At 62.2% G+C, this 15,996-nt stretch carries 12 protein-coding genes, 3 rRNA genes and 1 pseudogene; 7 read left to right on the top strand and 9 right to left on the bottom strand.

Annotated features, from left to right (window positions below):
- The 3 genes and pseudogenes from otnK to denD form a co-directional block, all read left to right on the top strand.
- Entirely contained in the window at nt 1–1,296 is a 1,296-nt protein-coding gene (gene otnK, locus AM586_RS03680; RefSeq protein WP_047825715.1) for a 3-oxo-tetronate kinase, read from the top strand.
- Nucleotides 1,293–1,892, top strand: coding sequence for a class II aldolase/adducin family protein (locus AM586_RS03685; protein WP_047825714.1), 600 nt, complete (start codon nt 1,293–1,295; stop codon nt 1,890–1,892). The genes otnK and AM586_RS03685 overlap by 4 nt, the downstream gene beginning before the upstream one ends.
- A gap of 32 nt (nt 1,893–1,924) precedes the next feature.
- Nucleotides 1,925–2,884 (top strand): annotated as a pseudogene (gene denD / locus AM586_RS03690) (D-erythronate dehydrogenase); the annotation flags it as partial.
- A gap of 61 nt (nt 2,885–2,945) precedes the next feature.
- Here denD and rrf read toward each other — a convergent pair.
- From rrf to AM586_RS03730, 8 genes are all read right to left on the bottom strand, one after another.
- Nucleotides 2,946–3,058, bottom strand: a 5S ribosomal RNA gene (gene rrf / locus AM586_RS03695).
- Between the two features lie 115 nt (nt 3,059–3,173).
- A 23S ribosomal RNA gene (locus tag AM586_RS03700) occupies nt 3,174–6,049 on the bottom strand.
- Nucleotides 6,050–6,316: 267 nt separating this feature from the next.
- Nucleotides 6,317–7,849, bottom strand: a 16S ribosomal RNA gene (locus AM586_RS03705).
- Together the 16S, 23S and 5S rRNA genes form the textbook arrangement of a ribosomal RNA operon.
- A gap of 415 nt (nt 7,850–8,264) precedes the next feature.
- Nucleotides 8,265–8,846: a hypothetical protein gene (locus AM586_RS03710; protein WP_052233863.1), complete on the bottom strand. Its 582-nt coding sequence runs from the start codon at nt 8,844–8,846 to the stop codon at nt 8,265–8,267.
- A 1-nt stretch (nt 8,847) separates the two neighbouring features.
- Nucleotides 8,848–9,273 (bottom strand): DoxX family protein, encoded by a 426-nt coding sequence (locus AM586_RS03715; protein WP_052233862.1) that lies wholly within the window; start codon nt 9,271–9,273, stop codon nt 8,848–8,850.
- A gap of 61 nt (nt 9,274–9,334) precedes the next feature.
- Entirely contained in the window at nt 9,335–10,045 is a 711-nt protein-coding gene (locus AM586_RS03720) for an alpha/beta hydrolase (RefSeq protein WP_052233861.1), read from the bottom strand.
- Between the two features lie 10 nt (nt 10,046–10,055).
- A complete protein-coding gene (locus AM586_RS03725) occupies nt 10,056–10,841 on the bottom strand; it encodes a dioxygenase (protein ID WP_052233860.1) in 786 nt (261 codons plus the stop codon).
- A gap of 104 nt (nt 10,842–10,945) precedes the next feature.
- A complete protein-coding gene (locus AM586_RS03730; RefSeq protein ID WP_052233859.1) occupies nt 10,946–11,845 on the bottom strand; it encodes a LysR family transcriptional regulator in 900 nt (299 codons plus the stop codon).
- Between the two features lie 26 nt (nt 11,846–11,871).
- On the opposite strand from AM586_RS03730, the gene AM586_RS03735 reads away from it, so the two are divergent.
- Nucleotides 11,872–12,600, top strand: a complete 729-nt coding sequence (locus AM586_RS03735; RefSeq protein ID WP_052233858.1) for an ABC transporter substrate-binding protein — start codon at nt 11,872–11,874, stop codon at nt 12,598–12,600.
- Nucleotides 12,601–12,602: 2 nt separating this feature from the next.
- Here AM586_RS03735 and AM586_RS03740 read toward each other — a convergent pair whose 3' ends face one another.
- The gene (locus tag AM586_RS03740) at nt 12,603–13,517 is read right to left on the bottom strand and encodes a LysR family transcriptional regulator (RefSeq protein ID WP_052233857.1); all 915 of its coding nucleotides are present in this window, start codon (nt 13,515–13,517) and stop codon (nt 12,603–12,605) included.
- A 102-nt stretch (nt 13,518–13,619) separates the two neighbouring features.
- On the opposite strand from AM586_RS03740, the gene AM586_RS03745 reads away from it, so the two are divergent.
- The 3 genes from AM586_RS03745 to catA are packed head-to-tail and all read left to right on the top strand — an operon-like array spanning nt 13,620 to nt 15,988.
- Nucleotides 13,620–14,729, top strand: coding sequence for a muconate/chloromuconate family cycloisomerase (locus tag AM586_RS03745; protein ID WP_052233856.1), 1,110 nt, complete (start codon nt 13,620–13,622; stop codon nt 14,727–14,729).
- A gap of 25 nt (nt 14,730–14,754) precedes the next feature.
- Nucleotides 14,755–15,045, top strand: a complete 291-nt coding sequence (gene catC, locus AM586_RS03750; protein WP_052233855.1) for a muconolactone Delta-isomerase — start codon at nt 14,755–14,757, stop codon at nt 15,043–15,045.
- Between the two features lie 22 nt (nt 15,046–15,067).
- Nucleotides 15,068–15,988, top strand: a complete 921-nt coding sequence (gene catA, locus AM586_RS03755) for a catechol 1,2-dioxygenase (RefSeq protein ID WP_052233854.1) — start codon at nt 15,068–15,070, stop codon at nt 15,986–15,988.
- Nucleotides 15,989–15,996: the final 8 nt, after the last annotated feature.

Raw genomic sequence — 15,996 nt, forward strand, 5'->3', positions numbered from 1 at the left:
ATGCCTGTGCTACTTGGATGTATCGCCGACGACTTCACCGGCGGCACCGACCTTGCCGGCATGCTGGTGAAAGCCGGCATGCGCACCGTGCTGCTGATCGGCGCGCCGCCCGACGCGCCGCCCGCCGATGCCGATGGCGCCGATGCGGTGGTCATCGCGCTGAAGTCGCGCACCAGTCCGGCCCACGAGGCGGTTGCCGAATCGCTGGCGGCCTTGCGCTGGCTGCGGCAGGCCGGCTGCCGGCAGTTCTATTTCAAATACTGCTCGACCTTCGACTCCACGCCGCGCGGGAATATCGGGGCGGTGGCGGACGCCCTGATGCAGGCGCTCGGTACCGGCTTCACGATCTGCTGCCCGGCGTTTCCGGCCAATGGGCGCACGGTCTACAAGGGCTACCTGTTTGTCGGCGACCAGCTGCTGAGCGAATCCGGCATGCGCAGCCATCCGCTGACGCCGATGACCGATCCCAGCCTGGTCCGCGTCGTGCAGCGGCAGACCGACGGCAAGGTCGGGGTGGTGGGGCATGGCGCGGTGGCCCAGGGCGCCGCCGCCATCGGCGCCCGCTTTGCCGCCTTGCGCGGCGAGGGTTGCCGCTTCGCCGTGGTGGACGCGGTATCCGACCATGAGCTGCTGTCGATCGGCGCCGCTTGCGCCGAGTTGTCGCTGGTGACCGGCGGTTCCGGCATTGCGCTGGGCCTGCCCGACAACTTCCGCCGCCGTGGGCTGCTGGGCCGGCGCGATGCGGCCGCCGCGCCGCCGCGCGCGCACGGCGCCCGCGCCGTGATTGCCGGCAGCTGTTCGCAGGCGACCCAGCGGCAGGTAGCGCTGATGCACGAGCAGGCGCCGGCGTTTCATGTCGATCCCCTGACCCTGGCGCGCGGCGCGGGTGTGGTTGAGGAAGCCCTTGCCTGGGCGGCCGTGCATCTCGGCCAGGCCCCGCTATTGGTCTTTGCGACTGCGCCGCCCGACACCGTGAAGGCGGTGCAGGCGGCACTGGGTACGGAACGCGCGGGCAGCCTGGTCGAGGATGCCCTCGCCGCGATCGCGCAGGGCCTGGTCGCGCTGAGTGTCGGGCAGCTGATCGTGGCCGGCGGCGAGACCGCCGGCGCCATGGTCAAGGCGCTCGGCGTCACGGGATTGCGCATCGGCCCGGAAATCGACCCCGGCGTGCCGTGGACCAGCGCGCAAAGGGACGCCACGGACGACCGGGAAGGCCAGCCGCTGGCGCTGGCGCTCAAGTCCGGCAATTTCGGTAGCGACGATTTCTTCCTGAAAGCCTGGAGCACCCTGTCATGAGCCCCGCCGTCCATACCACACCCGAAGAGACCCGCCAGCGCGAACAGATGGTCGAGTTCGGACGTTCGCTGTTCGAGCGCGGCCTGAGCGCCGGCAGCAGCGGGAACATCAGCGTCCGGCTCGACGATGGCTGGCTGCTCACGCCTACCAACGCCAGCCTGGGCCCCTCGAAGGAAGCCTTCCTGCACCGCGCCATGTACCAGCAGCGCCCCGGCGCGGGCGCGATCGTGCACCTGCATGCGACCCATTCGGCGGCCGTGTCCTGCATGTGCGGCTTGAATCAAGAGGACTGCATCCCTCCCTTGACGCCCTATTTCGTGATGAAGATCGGCAGGCTGCCGCTGGTGCCCTACCACCGTCCCGGCGACCCGGCGCTGGCGGGCGCGATCGGCGCCCTCGCGCGCAGGCATGCGGCGCTACTGCTGGCCAACCATGGTCCGGTGGTGTCCGGCGCGAGCCTCGAAGCGGCGGTGTATGCGGCCGAGGAGCTCGAGGAAACCGCCAAGCTGTTCCTGCTGCTGCGCGGTGTGGAGAGCAGGCCGCTCGACGCCGCGCAGATCGGTGAACTCAAATCGGTCTACGGCCTCGACCTGTGAGCGGGCCCCACAAGCATACAAGGAGCCCAGGCATGAAAGTCCTGATCACCGGCGGCGCCGGATTCCTCGGCCAGGGCCTCGCCCGCCAGTTGCTGTCGCGCGGGCAGCTGAGCGACAGCCAGGGCGAAGTGCGCCGGATCGAGCAGCTGGTACTGCTCGACGTGACGTCCGCCCACGATTTCGGCGACCCGCGCGTACGCGTCGTCACCGGCGACATCGCCGACCGCACCCTGCTCGGCGAGCTTCTCGATACCGCGACGGCGTCGATTTTCCACCTCGCCGCCATCGTCAGCGGACAGGCGGAAGCCGATTTCGAGCTCGGCATGCGGATCAACCTCGACGCCTCGCGCCTGCTGCTGGACGTGTGCCGCGAGCGTGGGCACCGGCCCAAGCTCGTGTTTACCAGCTCGGTCGCCGTGTATGGCGGGGACTTGCCGGAGCTCGTGCAGGACACGACGGCGCGGAATCCCCAGTCCTCGTACGGCACGCAAAAAGCCATCGCCGAACTGCTGTTGAACGATTACAGTCGCCGCGGCTTCGTCGATGGGCGGGTGCTGCGTCTGCCGACCATCAGCGTACGTCCGGGCCAGCCGAACAGGCCGGCGTCTTCGTTCGCCAGCGGGATTATCCGCGAGCCCTTGAACGGCCTGGCTGCAAGCTGTCCGGTGTCGGCGGAAGCGCGGCTATGGCTGCTGTCGCCGCGGCACGCCATCGCGTCCCTGATCGCCGTCCACGAACTCGGGGCGGCATCGTTCGGCAACAGCCGCACTGTCAATTTGACCGGCGTATCGGTCAGCGTCGGCGAAATGCTGGCTGTACTGAAGAAGGTGGCGGGTCGAGAGGCGGCATCGCGCGTCAGTTTCGCGCCGGACCCGGACGTCGAAACCATCGTGAAGGGATGGCCGAAAGCCTGGGATACGCGTCGTGCGAAAGCGCTGGGCCTCAGCGGGGAAGCCGACTTCGAATCGATCGTGCGGGCGTATATGGAGGAAAACCCGCGCCCAAAAGCAAAAAGCCCCACCAGATCACTGGTGGGGCTTTGCTTAATAATTAGCCTGACGATAACCTACTTTCACACTGGTTGCAGCACTATCATCGGCGCAAAGTCGTTTCACGGTCCTGTTCGGGATGGGAAGGGGTGGTACCGACTTGCTATGGTCATCAGGCATGACTTGTACGCGGACCGCTCGGGATGCAAGCGATACGCTGAATCTGGAAGAAGTGTTTTATCTGTTGTCTCAACAAGCAGCTGTCAAAACCCGGCAAGACTGCCAAGGTTATAGGGACAAGCCGTACGGGCAATTAGTATCGGTTAGCTTAATGCATTACTGCACTTCCACACCCGACCTATCAACGTCCTGGTCTCGAACGACCCTTCAAGGAGCTCAAGGCTCCGGGAAATCTCATCTCAAGGCGAGTTTCCCGCTTAGATGCTTTCAGCGGTTATCTCTTCCGAACTTAGCTACCCGGCAATGCCACTGGCGTGACAACCGGTACACCAGAGGTTCGTCCACTCCGGTCCTCTCGTACTAGGAGCAGCCCCCTTCAAATTTCCAACGCCCACGGCAGATAGGGACCAAACTGTCTCACGACGTTTTAAACCCAGCTCACGTACCACTTTAAATGGCGAACAGCCATACCCTTGGGACCGGCTACAGCCCCAGGATGTGATGAGCCGACATCGAGGTGCCAAACTCCCCCGTCGATATGAACTCTTGGGAGGAATCAGCCTGTTATCCCCAGAGTACCTTTTATCCGTTGAGCGATGGCCCTTCCATACAGAACCACCGGATCACTATGTCCTACTTTCGTACCTGCTCGACTTGTCGGTCTCGCAGTTAAGCACGCTTATGCCATTGCACTATTAGCACGATGTCCGACCGTACCTAGCGTACCTTCGAACTCCTCCGTTACACTTTAGGAGGAGACCGCCCCAGTCAAACTGCCTACCATGCACTGTCCCCGACCCGGATAACGGGCCAAGGTTAGAACCTCAAACAAACCAGGGTGGTATTTCAAGGATGGCTCCACGAGAACTGGCGTCCCCGCTTCAAAGCCTCCCACCTATCCTACACAGATTGGTTCAAAGTCCAATGCAAAGCTACAGTAAAGGTTCATGGGGTCTTTCCGTCTAGCCGCGGGTAGATTGCATCATCACAAACATTTCAACTTCGCTGAGTCTCGGGAGGAGACAGTGTGGCCATCGTTACGCCATTCGTGCAGGTCGGAACTTACCCGACAAGGAATTTCGCTACCTTAGGACCGTTATAGTTACGGCCGCCGTTTACTGGGACTTCAATCAAGAGCTTGCACCCCATCATTTAATCTTCCAGCACCGGGCAGGCGTCACACCCTATACGTCCACTTTCGTGTTTGCAGAGTGCTGTGTTTTTATTAAACAGTCGCAGCCACCAGTTTATTGCAACCCTTTCACCCTCATGGAGTAAACCAATCAAGCTACCGGGGCGTACCTTATCCCGAAGTTACGGTACCAATTTGCCGAGTTCCTTCTCCCGAGTTCTCTCAAGCGCCTTAGAATACTCATCTCGCCCACCTGTGTCGGTTTGCGGTACGGTCTCGTATGACTGAAGCTTAGAGGCTTTTCTTGGAACCACTTCCGATTGCTTCGCAGCATGAAGCCGCTCGTCCCGATCCCTTGAATTCCGCGCCCGGATTTGCCTAAGCGCCTTCTATGAACCAGAAACTGCCTATTCCAACAGGCAGACAACCTTCCGCGATCCGTCCCCCCATCGCATCATACGACGGTGCAGGAATATTAACCTGCTTCCCATCAGCTACGCATCTCTGCCTCGCCTTAGGGGCCGACTCACCCTGCTCCGATGAACGTTGAACAGGAAACCTTGGGCTTTCGGCGAGGGGGCTTTTCACCCCCTTTATCGCTACTCATGTCAGCATTCGCACTTCTGATACCTCCAGCATCCTTTACAAGACACCTTCGCAGGCTTACAGAACGCTCTCCTACCATATGTCAAAGACATATCCGCAGCTTCGGTGACTGGCTTAGCCCCGTTACATCTTCCGCGCAGGACGACTCGATCAGTGAGCTATTACGCTTTCTTTAAATGATGGCTGCTTCTAAGCCAACATCCTGACTGTTTTAGCCTTCCCACTTCGTTTTCCACTTAGCCAATCTTTGGGACCTTAGCTGGCGGTCTGGGTTGTTTCCCTCTTGACGCCGGACGTTAGCACCCGACGTCTGTCTCCCAAGCTCGCACTCACCGGTATTCGGAGTTTGCAATGGTTTGGTAAGTCGCAATGACCCCCTAGCCATAACAGTGCTCTACCCCCGGTGGTGATACTTGAGGCACTACCTAAATAGTTTTCGGAGAGAACCAGCTATTTCCAGGTTTGTTTAGCCTTTCACCCCTACCCACAGCTCATCCCCTAATTTTTCAACATTAGTGGGTTCGGACCTCCAGGGCGTGTTACCGCACCTTCATCCTGGCCATGGGTAGATCACCTGGTTTCGGGTCTACACCCAGCGACTGTCGCCCTATTCGGACTCGATTTCTCTACGGCTCCCCGATCTGGTTAACCTCGCCACTGAATGTAAGTCGCTGACCCATTATACAAAAGGTACGCCGTCACCCCACGAAGAGGCTCCGACTGTTTGTATGCACACGGTTTCAGGATCTATTTCACTCCCCTCCCGGGGTTCTTTTCGCCTTTCCCTCACGGTACTGGTTCACTATCGGTCGATTACGAGTATTTAGCCTTGGAGGATGGTCCCCCCATCTTCAGACAGGATTTCTCGTGTCCCGCCCTACTTGTCGTACGCTTAGTACCACCGTTCGGATTTCGTGTACGGGGCTATCACCCGCTATGGCCGCCATTTCCAGAGCGTTCCACTATCCGATCGACTATCACGTACAAGGCTCATCCCATTTCGCTCGCCACTACTTTGGGAATCTCGGTTGATTTCTTTTCCTGCAGCTACTTAGATGTTTCAGTTCGCCGCGTTCGCTTCACACACCTATGTATTCAGTGAGTGATGACCCAAAGGGCCGGGTTTCCCCATTCGGAAATCTGCGGATCAAAGTGTGTTTGCTCACTCCCCGCAGCTTATCGCAAGCTACTACGTCCTTCATCGCCTGTAATCGCCAAGGCATCCACCATGTGCACTTATTCACTTGTCCCTATAACGTTGGCCTCTACATGAGTAATAGAGAACGTCATAGGCAAATGACAGCTTACTTTGTTTGTTGATACAACAGATTACTACCCTAAGTGTGCATTCGGTCGTTAGACCAATTACACGCTTAAAGAAAACTTTACTTCTTCCAGATTGTTAAAGAACGAGAACTACACTTATCTAAGGTTTACACCTTACATAAGTACAGTTCATTCAACAGTCGATAAGCGTAGGCGCTTGATGCTGAGCTTTCGCTCCAGTGCCACTCTAGAAAGGAGGTGATCCAGCCGCACCTTCCGATACGGCTACCTTGTTACGACTTCACCCCAGTCACGAATCCTACCGTGGTAAGCGCCCTCCTTGCGGTTAAGCTACCTACTTCTGGTAAAACCCGCTCCCATGGTGTGACGGGCGGTGTGTACAAGACCCGGGAACGTATTCACCGCGACATGCTGATCCGCGATTAATAGCGATTCCAACTTCACGCAGTCGAGTTGCAGACTGCGATCCGGACTACGATACACTTTCTGGGATTAGCTCCCCCTCGCGGGTTGGCGGCCCTCTGTATGTACCATTGTATGACGTGTGAAGCCCTACCCATAAGGGCCATGAGGACTTGACGTCATCCCCACCTTCCTCCGGTTTGTCACCGGCAGTCTCATTAGAGTGCTCAACTGAATGTAGCAACTAATGACAAGGGTTGCGCTCGTTGCGGGACTTAACCCAACATCTCACGACACGAGCTGACGACAGCCATGCAGCACCTGTGTTCAGGCTCCCTTTCGGGCACTCCTCGATCTCTCAAGGATTCCTGACATGTCAAGGGTAGGTAAGGTTTTTCGCGTTGCATCGAATTAATCCACATCATCCACCGCTTGTGCGGGTCCCCGTCAATTCCTTTGAGTTTTAATCTTGCGACCGTACTCCCCAGGCGGTCTACTTCACGCGTTAGCTGCGTTACCAAGTCAATTAAGACCCGACAACTAGTAGACATCGTTTAGGGCGTGGACTACCAGGGTATCTAATCCTGTTTGCTCCCCACGCTTTCGTGCATGAGCGTCAGTCTTGACCCAGGGGGCTGCCTTCGCCATCGGTGTTCCTCCACATCTCTACGCATTTCACTGCTACACGTGGAATTCTACCCCCCTCTGCCAGACTCCAGCCTTGCAGTCTCCAACGCAATTCCCGGGTTAAGCCCGGGGATTTCACCTCAGACTTACAAAACCGCCTACGCACGCTTTACGCCCAGTAATTCCGATTAACGCTTGCACCCTACGTATTACCGCGGCTGCTGGCACGTAGTTAGCCGGTGCTTCTTCTGCAGGTACCGTCATTAGCCGAGGATATTAGCCCCAACCGTTTCTTCCCGGCCGAAAGAGCTTTACAACCCGAAGGCCTTCTTCCCTCACGCGGCATTGCTGGATCAGGCTTGCGCCCATTGTCCAAAATTCCCCACTGCTGCCTCCCGTAGGAGTCTGGGCCGTGTCTCAGTCCCAGTGTGGCTGGTCGTCCTCTCAGACCAGCTACTGATCGTCGCCTTGGTGAGCCTTTACCTCACCAACTAGCTAATCAGACATCGGCCGCTCCAAAAGCATGAGGTCCGAAGATCCCCCACTTTCTTCCGTAGAACGTATGCGGTATTAGCGTAACTTTCGCTACGTTATCCCCCACTTCTGGGTACGTTCCGATGTATTACTCACCCGTTCGCCACTCGCCGCCAGGTTGCCCCGCGCTGCCGTTCGACTTGCATGTGTAAAGCATGCCGCCAGCGTTCAATCTGAGCCAGGATCAAACTCTTCAGTTTAATCTCTGTTTTGTCATCCGCTTTCGCAGACAACGTGTCGCTCACTCAAAATACTGACCGTTACTCATTGCTGAGCAACGTATTTCTTTTGTGTGAACATTTGATAATTTAAGCATTCAGCAACCGCTGACGCGGCTGCCGGCACTTCATCAAACGCCCACACTTATCGACTGTTGATTGTTAAAGAACTGTGTTCGGTACTGCCTTGCTGCGTTTGCGAATCGTTGTGTTCGTCAGCAGCAGAGAAGCGAGATTATGCAGTGTTTCGTTTAATCCGTCAACTCTCGTTTTCGCAGACACACAACAGATTTCAAATCTTGCCAAGATAACCATCTGATTCGCTTGGCTTTTTTGTGTGCTGCAAAAGCAGGACGCGAACTATAGCAAACCGGCAGGCGCCGTGCAAGCCCGTAAATTATTCGCCGTACTCGGCTTTCACGGCCAGCGCCCGCCGCAGCGCCGTCTCCGGATCGAGCCCCGCCATCAACAGGTTGATGATTTCCTGCTTGTCCGCGGCCCTCACCTGCGCGCATGCGGGACGATGGGAGCTGTAGTAAGCATACCAGGCCACATCGGCCGGCCGTTCCTGGCGCGGCTTGAAGCGCTTCGGCACGGCGGCGCGCGCTGTCGCGGCATAGACAGCCAGTTTCGCGTCGATACCCGACCAGTCGAAATCGGCTGCCGCGCGCCGTTCGGCATCCCAATCGCCGCGATACGCTGCCCTCGGCCGCATGGTCGCCCCGCTCACGGCGAGGCAGGCCAGGTCCGGACAGGCGTTCGCCTTGCAGAAAGCCTCGACAAACAAGAGCTTCACGCCGATCCCGACCGGCACTTCGCGCCCGAGCGTCGCATCCTTCGGATACATCGCGCGTCCCAGGGTCAACAAGTCGGCATAGGCGATCGGCTGGCCGCCGGCGGACTTCGCGTGCCGAACCAGCGCTTCGACCAGGCGCACGCCGACCTCGACATCGGTCAGGGTAAAGGTGAAGGCCTCCACTTCAGTTCCAGCGCCCGGCCGCGCCGCCGACGCTGTAGCGGCCCGCGCCCAGCAGCGCCAGCGCGAGTGCGCCGCCCAGGTACATGCCCTGCAGTTCGAGCTGCCAGCCGCCCTGCTGGTTCACCATGAAAAACTGGCTCGTATGCACCAGCAGCAGGGCGACGATCATATTGATGACCAGGACCAGCGCCGCCGCCCGGGTGAAGACACCGAACAGGATCAGCAGCGGCGCGATGACTTCGCCGACGTAGACGCCGTAGGCGAATACCGCCGGCAGGCCGGCCTTCTCCACCATGCCGACAATGAAGCCGATGCCGCCCATCAGTTTGGACACGCCATGGAACAGGATCAGGACGGCGAGGATGACGCGCAGGACCAGCTTGCCCAGGTCCTCGTAGTGGTGCAGCGAGACGTTTGTGTTTTCCATGATGGCTCCCTTGTTCAGTCAACGGTGCGGTTGCGTACATACAGTATGCACGCGGATGAGTTCATGCAGCGCCACCGACGGCGCTTCCCATGTCGAGCTGCCGGCCGAGCCAGCGCTGGAAGTCGGCGATCATTGCCCCGTCCAGCGCATGGCCGGCGGCATATTCGCTGTAAGCCAGCGGCACGCCGAGCCCGGTCAGCAGTTCACGCGACTGCTGCGCGAAGTGGAGGCCCAGCGTCTGGTCGTGCACGCCATGGCTGACGAAGGCCTCGAGCCTGGCAAGCGCCGGCCCGTGCTGCACCTGGGGCAGCACTTCGGCCAGGATGCGGCCGCTCAGCACACCGAAGCCGGCGACGCTCGCGGGCGCCGTCAGCCCCACGCTGGCGCTCATGATGCCGCCCTGACTGAAGCCGGCGATCCAGATCCGCGCGGGATCGACGCCATGGTCGTCCGGCAGGCGGCCGATAAACTCGAGCAGCAGCGCGCGGGAGCGTTCGGCCTGCGCGGCGTCGATGACCGGTCCGGACGGCGTGAAGCGCACCTGGAACCAGCCGAAGCGCCCCGGCGCCATGACCAGCGGTCCGCGCAGCAGGACGACGGTCAAGCGCGGATCCATCTGCCGGGCCAGTTCGATGAAGCCGGTTTCGTTCGAACCGACGCCGTGCAGGAGCAGCAGGCAAGGCGCTTGCGCGCTTGCCGCCGGCGCCGGACGGATACGGTATGCCAGGCCAGATACCGGCTCGGTCAATACTTCATTCAATGTGTCGCTCATCCTGTTCTCCTCATTCGAAGGCATAGGCGTCCATCGCCAGCACGCCATGCTCGAAGCTGGCGTGCAGCTGGGTCGTGCGCGCATCCGGTCCGGCCGCGCCCATCGCCACGAACAGCGGCAGCAGGTGTTCTTCGGTCGGATGATTCTGCGCCGCGAACGGCGCGATGCGGCGATAGTCCAGCAGCGCGGCGCCATCGCCGCTTTCCAGGCGCGCCTTCATCCACGCTTCGAATTCGCCGACCCAGTGCGGCACCGGGGCATCGATGCCCTGGCCGCGGAATTCGTACAGATTATGCGTGAGCGATCCCGAGCCGACCAGCAGCACGCCTTCGCTGCGCAGCGCGGCCAGCGCGCGCCCGATGCGCTCATGCTCGGCCGGACTCGCGCCATGCACGATCGACAGCTGCGCGACCGGGATGTCCGCCTCCGGATACATCAGCGTCAGCGGCACCCATGCACCGTGGTCGAGTCCGCGCTGGGGGCTGCGGCCGACCGGAATGCCCTCGGCTTCGAGCAGCGCGGCGGCGCGCTCGGCAAGCTCGGGGGCGCCCGGCGCCGGATAGCGCATCTCGAACAGCGCACGCGGGAAACCACCGAAGTCGTGGATGGTCTCGGGGTGCTGCGCCAGGCTAACCGCGGGACCTCCCCTGGTTTCCCAGTGGGCCGAGACGAGCAGGATGGCCTTCGGGCGCGCCAAGGATGCGCCGAGCGTTTGCAGGAAACGGCGCGCCGGACTGTCCTGCAGCGCCAGCATCGGCGAGCCATGCGAAAGAAAGATGGTGGGAAGTGAAGACATGTCGAAGCCTCCTTGATGAACATGCCCCATCTTATTACCTGCAGCGGTCGAAATAAACAGCCACCAAAGCGTTTAACTGTCTCGAAAATCGGAACAATCCACGCTCACTGCTCCCAGGGCGGCGCTGCAAACGCCTCGACCAGGAAATCGATCAGCAGGCGCACCTTCGGCGCGACGAATTTGCGCGACGGGTAGACCGCATGGATGCCCAGCTCCAGCGAGCGGTATTCGGGCAGGATCTCCCGCAAGGTCCCTGCGGCCAGGTCGGCGCCGACGATAAAGCTCGGCTGGAGGATGATCCCCTGGTGCTGCAGGGCGGCCGCGCGGCAGGTATCGCCGCTGTTGGTGCGCATGCGCGGCGCCACCTTCACCGACACCTCGCCGTCCGGCCCCGTGAAGCTCCAGTTCTCACCCGCCGAAAACAGGCTGTACGAAATCACGTCGTGATGCAGCAGGTCTTCCGGATGGCGCGGGGCGCCGCGCGCCTGCAGGTACTGCGGCGAGGCGCACAGCACCATCCGGGTGGACGCCAGCTTGCGGCCGACCAGCGAAGACGCCGGCAGCTGGCCGATGCGCACCGCCAGATCGAAGCCTTCCTCGACCAGGTCCGCGACGCGGTCGGACAGGGTGATGTCGATCGACAGCTTCGGATGCCGCGCCAGGAAGACCGGCCACAGCGGCGCCAGGTGCATCAGTCCGAAACTCACCGGCACGTTCACCTTCAGCAGGCCGGTCGCCTCGCCGCTGCGCGAAGCCGCTTCGGCCTCGGCCTCCGAAAGCCTGTCCAGCAGCTCGCGGCAGCGCGTGTAGAAGATCTCGCCCTCGGTGGTCGGCGACAGCTTGCGCGTGGTCCGGTGCAGCAGACGGACGCCGAGCCGCTCTTCCAGCTCGCCCACGTAGCGCGACACCGCGGCCTTGGACATGTCCAGCGCCCGCGTCGCGCCGACGAAGCTGCCCGCCTCGACGACGGCGGCGAATACCCTCATTTCCTGGAACCGGTCCATTGCCCTCCCTTGCTATACTCAAGCCCATGACCCCTCGCATCCTCTCCGCTTTCACGCCGGCCGGCAAGCTGCGCGCCGCCGTCAACCTCGGCAATCCGATCCTCGCCAGCAAAGGCGAAGACGGCGGCGTGCGCGGCGTCTCGGTCGACCTGGCCGGCGAATTCGCGCGCCTGCTGGGGGTGGAACTGGAACTCGTGGTGGTGGATGCGGCGGGCAAGTCGGTCGACGTGGTCGCCGCCGAACAGGCGGACATCGGCTTCTTCGCCATCGATCCGGTGCGCGGCGCGAACATCGCCTTCAGTGCGCCCTATGTGCTGATCGAGGGCTGCTACCTGGTCAAGGACGATTCGCCGATCAGGGCCAACGAGCAAGTCGACCAGGCCGCCAACCGCGTCGTGGTCGGCAAGGGCAGCGCCTACGACCTGTACCTGACGCGCAGCCTGCAGCATGCGCGGATCGAACGCTCGCCGACCTCGCCGACCGTGGTCGACACCTTCCTGGCACTGGGCGCGGAGGTCGCGGCGGGCGTCAGGCAGCAGCTGGAAGCGGATGCGCGGCGCTTCGGCGGCCTGCGCCTGCTCGATGGCCGCTTCATGGTCATCCAGCAGGCCATGGGTACGCCGAAGAGCCGCGGCGGGGAAGCCGCCGCCTTCCTGGCCGACTTCGTCGAGCGCATGAAGGCGAGCGGCTTCGTCGCCGACGCCCTCGCCCGCCACGGCATCGAGGGAGCGTCGGTGGCGCCGGCCGCCGCCTGAGGCTACAGCGCTTCCTTGACGTGCGGGATGCCGTGGTCCTCGTAGACCGAATACACGGCCGCCAGCATGTTCTGCAGTTCCGGCGAGCGGTCCATGTAGCGCACGCTGAACAGGATCGGCGAGAACGCGTGCTTGTCCTCCAGCGTCCGGTAGAAGACATTCCGGTGCCGCATCCCCTGCACGCTCTCGGGCACGATCGAGATGCCCTGCCCGGCGGCCACCAGGCCGATCGCGATCTGCAGTTCGCGCACCTCCGTCACGTGGTCGGGCGTCAGGTTGGCCTCGTTGAAGGCCGCCAGCACCTGGTCGGCAAAGCTCGGGCGCGGCGCCTTCGGATACACCAGCAGCGGCTCGTGGATCAGCTCCGTCAGCCGGATCCCGCCCTCCCTTTCCCCCAGCCGGTGGCCGGCTGACAGCGCCACCACCATCCTTTCCTCGCGCAGCAGGATGCGGCGGATGCTCGGGTCCTCGCTCTTCAGGCGCCCGAAGCCGACGTCGATCCGGCCTTCCTTCAGCGCCTTCAGCTGATCGACCGTCGTCATCTCCTGCAGCGTGACCTCGACTTCCGGATGCTGCTCGCGGTAGCGCCGGATGATGTCCGGCAGCAGGCCGTACAGGGTCGAGGCGACGAAGCCGACCGACAGCGTGCGCTCCAGCTTCCCGACCCGCTGGGTCATCGCCTTCAGGTCGCGCACCTGGTCGAGCAAGGGCCTGGCATGCGCCAGGAAGAACTGGCCGGCCTCGGTCAGGCGCAGGGGCCGCGACCCCTTTTCGATCAGCTCGACCCCCAGGGTTTCTTCCAGTTGCTGCATCTGGCGGCTCAGCGGCGGCTGGGCGATGTGCAGGCGCTCGGCCGCCCGCGTGAAGTTTCTTTCTTCCGCTACCGCAACGAAGTAACGAAGATGTCTCAGCTCCATATCTATACCTTTTGAGTATTGAGGTGATACCAAAACGGTGTTGGACGACCGTCGTTTGGGGGAATATCGTGTTATCACCGTAACGCATTATATGCAGAAAATATGATTCAACATATCGAAACCTTTCTGGTCGACGTGCCGACGATCCGGCCCCACAAGCTGTCCGTCGCGACCATGAATACGCAGACCCTGGTGCTGGTACGGGTCCGCTGCGCAGACGGCATCCAGGGCTGGGGCGAAGCCACCACGATCGGCGGCCTGAACTACGGCGAAGAGAGCCCGGAAAGCATCAAGGTCAACATCGACACCCATATCGCTCCGCTGCTGATCGGCATGGACGCGACCCGGCCGGCCAAAGCCATGGCGAAGATCCGCAAGATCATCCAGGGCAACCGCTTCGCCAAGTGCGCGCTCGAGACCGCCCTGCTGGATGCCCAGGCGCGCCGCCTGAACGTCCCGCTGTCGGAACTGCTGGGCGGCCGGGTGCGCGACGCGCTGCCGGTGGCCTGGACCCTGGCCAGCGGCGACACCGCCAAGGACATCGCGGAAGCCGAGCACATGCTGGAGATCCGGCGCCACCGCATCTTCAAGCTGAAGATCGGCCTGCGCAGCGTCGACGACGACGTCCGGCACGTACTGGAAATCAAGCGTGCGCTCGGCGACCGCGCCAGCGTGCGGGTCGACGTCAACCAGGCCTGGAACGAATCGGACTCGGTGCGCGGCATCGCCCGGCTCGAAGACGGCGGCATCGACCTGATCGAGCAGCCGGTCAAGGCGTACAACACCGCCGCGCTGGCCCGCCTCAAGCAGCGCTTCGACGTCGCCATCATGGCCGACGAAGCCCTGCACGGCCCCGACGATGCGATGGCGCTGGCGCGCACCGACGCCGCCGACGTCTTCGCGGTCAAGATCGCCCAGTCCGGCGGCCTGCTGCCGGCGCTGGAAGTCGCGACCGTCGCCCGCCTGGCCGGCGTCGGCCTGTACGGCGGGACCATGCTCGAAGGCGGCATCGGCACCGCGGCCACCGCCCACGTCTGCGCGACCTTCGCCGAGCTGGCCTGGGACACCGAACTGTTCGGCCCCCTGCTGCTGACCCAGGAAGTGCTGCGCGAACCCCTGGTCTACCGCGACTTCATGCTCGAAGTGCCGAGCGGTCCGGGCCTGGGCGTCGAAATCGATACCGACAAGCTGCGCAGTCTGCAGCGTCAATAAGGCAGGGCTAGTAAAGGAAACCACCATGTTGTTCCATGTACGAATGAACGTCAATTTGCCGGTATCGATGCCGGCCGACCAGGCGGCGCGCCTGAAGCAGGACGAGAAGGCTCTCGCCCAGCAGCTGCAATACGATGGCAAGTGGCGCCACCTGTGGCGCATCGCCGGGCAGTACGCCAACGTCAGCATCTTCGACGTCGACAGCGTCGACGAGCTGCACACGCTGCTGACCTCTCTTCCGCTGTTCCCCTACATGCAGATCGAAGTGATGCCGCTGTGCCGCCATCCGTCCTCGATCCGCAGCACCGACCAATAAGCCAACACAAAGGAGACCTGAAATGAATCACGCAGATATCGAAACCCTGGCCAAAAACTGGGTCGTGGACGCCGCCGACCGCCCCGCCAACCCGCGCGTGCAGCAAGTCGTGCTGCGCCTGCTGGGCGACCTTTGCAAGGCGATCGAAGACCTCGACATCAGCCCGACCGAATTCTGGCACGGCGTCTCGTACATGTCGGCCGCCGGCGCCGCCGGCGAACTGGGCCTGCTGGCCGCCGGCCTGGGCCTGGAGCGCTTCCTCGACATCCGCGCCGACGAGGCCGAGCAGAAGGCCGGCCTGGAAGGCGGCACGCCGCGCACCATCGAAGGCCCGCTGTACGTGGCCGGCGCACCGGAAAGCGTGGGCTTCGCCCGCCTCGACGACGGCAGCGAAGAAGACAAGGGCGAAGTCCTGTTCATGCAGGGCACCGTGTTCGACCAGGACGGCAAGCCGATGCCGGGCGCCAAGGTCGAGGTCTGGCACGCCAACCTGCTGGGCAACTACTCCTTCTTCGACCAGACCCAGTCGCCGTTCAACCTGCGCCGCAGCATCGTCACCGACGACCAGGGCCGCTACCAGTTCCGCTCGATCATCCCGGTCGGCTACGGTTGCCCGCCGGACGGCACCACCCAGGCGCTGCTGAACCAACTGGGCCGCCACGGCCAGCGCCCGGCGCACATCCACTTCTTCGTCAGCGCGCCGGGTCACCGCAAGCTGACCACCCAGATCAATATCGACGGCGACGAATACCTGTGGGACGACTTCGCCTTCGCCAGCCGCGAAGGCCTGGTGCCGCCGATCGCCCGCATCGACGATCCGGCCCAGCTCGACGCCAAGCGCGTCGCCAAGCCCTTCGCCTCGATCGACTTCGACTTCCGCCTGTACCGCGAGACCGAAGCCGCGCCGAGCACCCTGGTCGACCGCGTGCGCGCCGCCGCCTGAGGAGCCAT

It is taken from the genome of Massilia sp. WG5 (assembly GCF_001412595.2).
Classification (GTDB): domain Bacteria; phylum Pseudomonadota; class Gammaproteobacteria; order Burkholderiales; family Burkholderiaceae_D; genus Telluria.

What these genes read in the sequence shown, in the direction of transcription:
- otnK (WP_047825715.1), top strand. Translation starts at nt 1, where the DNA reads ATGCCTGTGCTACTTGGATGTATCGCCGACGACTTCACCGGCGGCACC.
- AM586_RS03685 (WP_047825714.1), top strand. Translation starts at nt 1,293, where the DNA reads ATGAGCCCCGCCGTCCATACCACACCCGAAGAGACCCGCCAGCGCGAA.
- AM586_RS03715 (WP_052233862.1), bottom strand. Translation starts at nt 9,273, where the DNA reads ATGGAAAACACAAACGTCTCGCTGCACCACTACGAGGACCTGGGCAAG.
- AM586_RS03720 (WP_052233861.1), bottom strand. Translation starts at nt 10,045, where the DNA reads ATGAGCGACACATTGAATGAAGTATTGACCGAGCCGGTATCTGGCCTG.
- AM586_RS03725 (WP_052233860.1), bottom strand. Translation starts at nt 10,841, where the DNA reads ATGTCTTCACTTCCCACCATCTTTCTTTCGCATGGCTCGCCGATGCTG.
- AM586_RS03730 (WP_052233859.1), bottom strand. Translation starts at nt 11,845, where the DNA reads ATGGACCGGTTCCAGGAAATGAGGGTATTCGCCGCCGTCGTCGAGGCG.
- AM586_RS03735 (WP_052233858.1), top strand. Translation starts at nt 11,872, where the DNA reads ATGACCCCTCGCATCCTCTCCGCTTTCACGCCGGCCGGCAAGCTGCGC.
- AM586_RS03740 (WP_052233857.1), bottom strand. Translation starts at nt 13,517, where the DNA reads ATGGAGCTGAGACATCTTCGTTACTTCGTTGCGGTAGCGGAAGAAAGA.
- AM586_RS03745 (WP_052233856.1), top strand. Translation starts at nt 13,620, where the DNA reads ATGATTCAACATATCGAAACCTTTCTGGTCGACGTGCCGACGATCCGG.
- catC (WP_052233855.1), top strand. Translation starts at nt 14,755, where the DNA reads ATGTTGTTCCATGTACGAATGAACGTCAATTTGCCGGTATCGATGCCG.
- catA (WP_052233854.1), top strand. Translation starts at nt 15,068, where the DNA reads ATGAATCACGCAGATATCGAAACCCTGGCCAAAAACTGGGTCGTGGAC.